The 3,790-nt window shown below is 66.1% G+C and carries 5 protein-coding genes; 2 read left to right on the top strand and 3 right to left on the bottom strand.

Annotated elements, in window-relative coordinates; translation table 11 throughout:
- Nucleotides 1-275: 50S ribosomal protein L19 (gene rplS, locus Q0L57_RS07825; protein ID WP_296740634.1), on the bottom strand; the 275-nt coding region annotated here is incomplete at its 3' end.
- 363 nt (nucleotides 276-638) lie between these two features.
- Here rplS and Q0L57_RS07820 point away from each other — a divergent pair.
- Nucleotides 639-1,391: a sulfite exporter TauE/SafE family protein gene (locus tag Q0L57_RS07820; RefSeq protein ID WP_296740632.1), complete on the top strand. Its 753-nt coding sequence runs from the start codon at nucleotides 639-641 to the stop codon at nucleotides 1,389-1,391.
- Here Q0L57_RS07820 and trmD read toward each other — a convergent pair.
- Both trmD and rimM read right to left on the bottom strand, forming a co-directional pair.
- Entirely contained in the window at nucleotides 1,373-2,074 is a 702-nt protein-coding gene (trmD, locus tag Q0L57_RS07815) for a tRNA (guanosine(37)-N1)-methyltransferase TrmD (protein WP_296740630.1), read from the bottom strand. The two genes, Q0L57_RS07820 and trmD, sit on opposite strands and share 19 nt — an antisense overlap.
- A complete protein-coding gene (gene rimM / locus Q0L57_RS07810) occupies nucleotides 2,071-2,670 on the bottom strand; it encodes a ribosome maturation factor RimM (RefSeq protein ID WP_296740627.1) in 600 nt (199 codons plus the stop codon). The genes trmD and rimM overlap by 4 nt, the downstream gene beginning before the upstream one ends.
- A 95-nt stretch (nucleotides 2,671-2,765) precedes the next feature.
- Here rimM and Q0L57_RS07805 point away from each other — a divergent pair, with 95 nt between their 5' ends.
- Nucleotides 2,766-3,704 (top strand): tyrosine recombinase XerC, encoded by a 939-nt coding sequence (locus Q0L57_RS07805; protein ID WP_296740624.1) that lies wholly within the window; start codon nucleotides 2,766-2,768, stop codon nucleotides 3,702-3,704.
- Nucleotides 3,705-3,790: the final 86 nt, after the last annotated feature.

Genomic DNA, 3,790 nt, shown 5'->3' with positions numbered 1-3,790 from the left:
CGCACGATCTCGACGCCCTCGACCATCGGCGAGTAGACCGGGAAAACGCGCTCGACGCCTTCGCCGTAGGAAATCTTGCGGACGGTGAAATTCTCCTGGAAGCCGGAGCCGGAGCGGGCGATGACGACGCCCTCATAGGCCTGGACGCGGGTGCGGGTGCCTTCGGTGACGCGCACCTGGACGCGCACGGTGTCGCCGGGTTGGAATTCGGGCAGCTTGCGCTTGGCTTCGATCTTGGCGGCCTGTTCGGCCTCGAGCTGACGGATGAGATCCATCTTAAAATCCACTTCTTGTTCTTCCGACAGTCAGAGCGTCCTCGACTCGCCTCGCAGTTCCATCGACCGCTCGGCTATGCCCTTTGCCGTAAGCATCGGACAGGGACGGCTACACCGCCAATTGTTGACGGGCCCGAAAGATTGTTCTTCCGGTTCGGGCGGCGACATACAGCTATTTCACCGCTTTGTCACGCCTTTGACGTGTTATTTTTTGCGCGCGGGCAGCCGTCCAATGCCGCGGCGCGTTGCGCGAAGGCCGCTGGCGCAACATCTGGACTTGCAACCACGGACGGAAAACCGCTTCGCACTTTTCCCGGAATTGCTCTAAGCGGGAAAGCGCGTGTTTTTCCCAACGTGGCAGTGATGTCAATCTTCGATGCAGCCTTGCTTTTCCTTGCCGGCTTTTTGTCCGGCGTGGTCAATGCCATCGCCGGCGGCGGAACCTTCGTCACCTTCGGCGCCATGACCCTGCTCGGCCTGCCGCCGATCGTCGCCAACGCCACCTCCTCGGTGACGCAGTTTCCTGGCTACATCACCGCGACGCTCGCCTATCTGGACGACATCAGGCATTTCTGGCGCCAGGCGCTTGTGCTTTGCGCCATATCCGCGCTCGGCGCACTGGCGGGTTCGCTCACCCTGCTGGCGCTCTCCAACACCTCCTTCCGAGCACTCGTGCCTTGGCTGCTCATCGCCGCCACCGCCCTGTTTGCCGCGGGCCCCTGGCTGAAGCCCGCGGCCGGCCCGGATCACCAGGCGTCAGTAGGCTCGCTTTTGGGATCGCTCGTGCAATTCATAACGTCCGTCTATGGCGGCTTCTTCGGCGCCGGCATGGGCGTGATGATGCTGGCGACGCTCGGCCTCACCCAGGCCGGCGACTACCACCGGCTGAACGCGCTGAAGAACATGCTGTCCATCGTCATCGCGGCGGTCGCCATCCTGGTCTTCGTTTCCGGTGGCGTCGTCGCCTGGCCGCAGGCGATCGTCATGATCCCGGGCGTCGCGCTGGGCGGCTACGCCGGCGTATGGATCGCCAGGCGCGTGCCGCAAGGCGTCGTACGGGCTTTCGTCGTCGCCGTCGGCCTATTTCTCGCCTTTTACTACTTTACCAAAGGCTGAGCGGCCGCCAACAAGTCCGGCCGCCGTTCCCGCGTCAGCTTCTCGGCCTCGGCGCGACGCCATTCGGCGATCTTCCTGTGGTTGCCGGAGATCAGCACATCCGGGATCGGCCTTCCTTCGAACTCCTGTGGCCGCGTATAGTGCGGATGCTCGAGCAGGCCGTTCTCGAAACTTTCTTCCTCGCCCGACACCGCATTGCCCATGACGCCTGGCAGCAGCCGCACCACCGCGTCGAGCAGCACGAGTGCCGCCGGCTCGCCCCCGGACAGGATGAAATCGCCGATCGAGACTTCTTCCAACGCCCGCGACTCGATTAGCCGCTGGTCGACGCCCTCGAAGCGTCCGCACAGGATGACGGCCCCCGGCCCGGCCGCGAGCTCGCGCACGCGCGCTTGCGTAAGCGGTTTGCCGCGCGGGCTCATCAACAGGCGCGGGCGCGGATCGCCCGGCGGCGAGGCATGGTCGATGGCCTTCGCCAGCACGTCGGCGCGCATCACCATGCCGGCGCCGCCGCCGGCCGGTGTGTCGTCGACGGTGCGGTGCCTGTCGGTGGCGAAATCGCGGATCTGGATCGCTGCAAGCGACCATGTGCCGGCTTCGAGCGCCCGGCCCGCAAGCGACAGGCCGAGCGCGCCCGGAAACATCTCTGGATAGAGCGTCAGCACCGAGGCGGCAAAGCTCACCGGTTGCCCCCGGCATCCTTCGGCCCGCGCGGCCGGCCCTTCGGGTCGAAGCCTTCGTCGCGCGGCGCTTCGCCGTCCTCGTCTTCGACCAATCCGGCCGCCACGGGATCGACGCGGACAAAACCCTCGGCGATCGACACTTCCGGCACCGCCGCCTGCGTGAACGGGATCAGCACGCCCTTGCGGCCGGCAAGCGTGACATCGAGGATGTCACCGCCGCCGAAATTGTGCACGGCGACGATTCTGCCGATGGCAACGCCCTTGTCGTCCCTGATCTCGAGCCCGATGAGATCGGCGTGATAGAACTCGTCCTCCTCGCCGTCGTCCGGCAGCACCGAGCGGTCGACAAAGAGCTCGGTGCCGGCAAGCGCCTCGGCGGCGTTGCGGTCGTTGACGCCTTTGAAGCGTACCACCACCACCGTGCCGGCCGGCCTGATGTCGAGGATCTGGAAGACGCGCCCGTCCCTGGCCTGGAGCGGACCATAGTCGGCCAGCGCCAGCGGATCGCCGGTGAAGGTCTTTACCCGCAATTCGCCCTTGATGCCATGTGCGGCGCCGATCACGGCCATCTGTACGGGGTTTTCGAGCTTGGACATCGGCGCTTCCTTTGCCCTGCTCTAACCCCGTCAAGCCGTCATTTCAATGATCGCGTCTTCACCGCTTCCTAACCGGCCTGCTCGACAATGCCGGCATGCAGGAATTCCTCATCCCGGCAAAGCCCGATCTCCAGGCGGCGCGCGAAACCTGGCTGAAGATGCTGGCGCATGAGCGCCGGCTGTCGCCGGAAACCGTGGAAGCCTATGAGCGCGACACGCGCCAGTTCCTGCATTTCCTCACCGGACATTGCGGCGGTCCGCCGGGCGTTTCAGACATTGCCGACCTGCGCCCGGCCGATCTTCGCGGCTTCCTCGCCGCCCGTCGCAACATGGGCGTGGGCGCCCGCGCGCTGGGGCGCGGCCTTGCCGGCATCCGTTCGCTGCTGCGCTTTCTGGAACGGCGCGGCCTGGTCAACGCGGCCGGCGCGGTGGCCTTGCGCGCGCCGCGCCAGCCGAAGTCGCTGCCCAAGCCGCTGACCGCGAGCGACGCCAGACAGGTCGTCGCGATCGAAGGCCAGTTGGCGGAAGAACCCTGGATCGCGGCCCGCAATGCCGCCGTGCTGACGCTCCTTTACGGTTCCGGCCTGCGTATTTCCGAAGCGCTCGGGCTGACGGGCAGCGATCTGGCCAAGGAGGCCGACACAGTGCTGCGCGTCACCGGCAAGGGCGGCAAGACCCGGCTGGTGCCGGTGTTGCCTGTGGCGCTGCGCGCGGTTGCCGAATACCGCCGCCTCTGCCCTTTCCACATCGATCCGAAAGGGCTGTTGTTCCGCGGCGCCCGCGGCGGGCCGCTCAACCCGGCCATCATCCAGCGCGACATGGCGAAGCTGCGCTCGGCGCTCAACCTGCCGGACACGGCAACGCCGCACGCCTTGCGCCACTCCTTCGCGACGCATCTGCTTGGCCGGGGCGGCGACTTGCGAACCATCCAGGAATTGCTCGGCCATGCCAGCCTGTCGACGACCCAGGTCTATACCGGTGTCGACACCGCAAGGCTGCTCGAGATTTACGAGCAGGCGCATCCGAGGGTGTGACGCCTTTGGGATCATTCTGAGCCCTTCGGATTTCGTCATTCTAGGGCGGAGCAAGGAGCGAAGCGACGCGCGCAGACCCTAGAATG

This window comes from Mesorhizobium sp., from assembly GCF_024509055.1.
Taxonomy (GTDB): domain Bacteria; phylum Pseudomonadota; class Alphaproteobacteria; order Rhizobiales; family Rhizobiaceae; genus Mesorhizobium.
The sequence above is the reverse complement of the archived record's forward strand: the minus strand, read 5'-3'. Positions and strand labels throughout refer to the sequence as shown.

Bases quoted from the DNA above. Each gene is read 5' to 3' on its own strand.
- rimM (WP_296740627.1), bottom strand. From the start codon at position 2,670: ATGTCCAAGCTCGAAAACCCCGTACAGATGGCCGTGATCGGCGCCGCA.
- Q0L57_RS07820 (WP_296740632.1), top strand. From the start codon at position 639: ATGTCAATCTTCGATGCAGCCTTGCTTTTCCTTGCCGGCTTTTTGTCC.
- Q0L57_RS07805 (WP_296740624.1), top strand. From the start codon at position 2,766: ATGCAGGAATTCCTCATCCCGGCAAAGCCCGATCTCCAGGCGGCGCGC.